The sequence below is a fragment of the Cryobacterium sp. MLB-32 genome (genome assembly GCF_000738085.1).
In the GTDB taxonomy this organism is placed as follows: domain Bacteria; phylum Actinomycetota; class Actinomycetes; order Actinomycetales; family Microbacteriaceae; genus Cryobacterium.
Genome location: NZ_JPRS01000396.1, coordinates 1 through 1,354, shown reverse-complemented (window position 1 = coordinate 1,354; position 1,354 = coordinate 1). Strand labels below are relative to the sequence as shown.

Below are 1,354 nucleotides of genomic sequence, written 5' to 3'. Positions count from 1 at the left end.
TGCTTTCGAATCAATTGCGTCACCAGTGTATGTGAGTCCACCAGCTTATCTCTTGCTCTTTATGCTCTTGGGCCTGAACTCGGCTCTCCTCGCGCAAACGTCTAAAGGCGGGGTCGATCGAAAGCTTTCCGTGTCGGCTACAGGATACCCGTCAGGGATGCCTTCCCAACGCTTGGGCCCGGCCCACATCTAAACGACCCTTCTGTTGTCAGTGTCAAGTGACGACATTCGTCAACGAGCGGTGAATACTGCGAACGATAAGTCGTTAGTGGCAGCGGTGGATCTCTCGTCGAGTCTTGCCTTCGTTGGTGCGCGGTGCGATGGCAGGCTTGGAGGTCGTGACGGTGATCATTCGGCTGCTGGCGACGATGTTGACGTCGCGGTTCAGCTGCCTACCGTCGTGGCGGTTGAGCCTATGCCGGCGGGTATTCCCTGACGATGCCGGGATCTGGCTGACACCGGCCATGTCGGCGAAGGCCGCTTCGCACCTGACACATCCGGGGTGTGCATATGCGGTCAGGATAATCGCGGCGGTGAAAGGGCCAACACCGGATAGGCCACGAATACCCGGGGCGACTTCGTCGCCGGAGGTCGACGGGGCCACCTAGATCGGGTCGAGCTCGACCGTGCGGTGGCGGAGCCCGGCCGCCGGCCGCCGGGCTTCAGAGCGAGCGACGCTGACGCTGACGGCGACGGCTGTAGAAGTTCTGCCTCGCCACGCTGCGGTGGTATGTCGATCTGTGCTTTAGTGAGGGTGCTGCGCATGTGTTAACGCCAACTGAAAATGGGCCATTTCTGCCAAGCGGTTTCAAGTAATCTGCGTTAACACGGCAGCGGGAATGAGAACACGATCTCAGCGGTGACGGGATCTGTTAGCAAGAACGCGTCGTCGGTGTGAGTGTTCGAGCTTCTGAGCCCCACCCGATCGTGCGGTTGAGCCCCACCAATCGTGCGGAAGAGCACCAGAGGTGGTTTGGCTCAGCGCCACTGGCGCTCCCCGCCACGAATCACGCGGTCGACCGGTCGGTCTGTTCCCTCATGCTGTAGGTGGCCGTCTCAACCCAGGTCCTGTTGTGTACGATGCGGGCCATGTTGGCGTCGGCATGGGCCCCGGAGCAGAGGCGTTGGGGCCAGTCCTCCCGAAGTTACTGGATCACATAGGTAGGGAGGTTTTCAGGTGGTGCTCAACCACGCCGGTAATGGCGCTGAAGGATACGAATCACGCATCTGAACAGTGGGGCTCAACCGCACCACAGGTGGTGCCCAATGAAGAGAATATTCAGTCGGTGATCGTCCGGTAGAACCCGCGGTCGACGTACGTTGTCGGCAGGGAGACCTGGTTGCCGTGAAAGTA

At 60.1% G+C, this 1,354-nt stretch carries 1 pseudogene; it reads right to left on the bottom strand.

Annotation, left to right across the window (positions count from 1 at the left end):
* Positions 1-381 precede the first annotated feature (381 nt).
* Positions 382-556, bottom strand: a pseudogene (locus JF66_RS25465) (transposase); the annotation flags it as partial.
* Between the last annotated feature and the right edge of the window lie 798 nt (positions 557-1,354).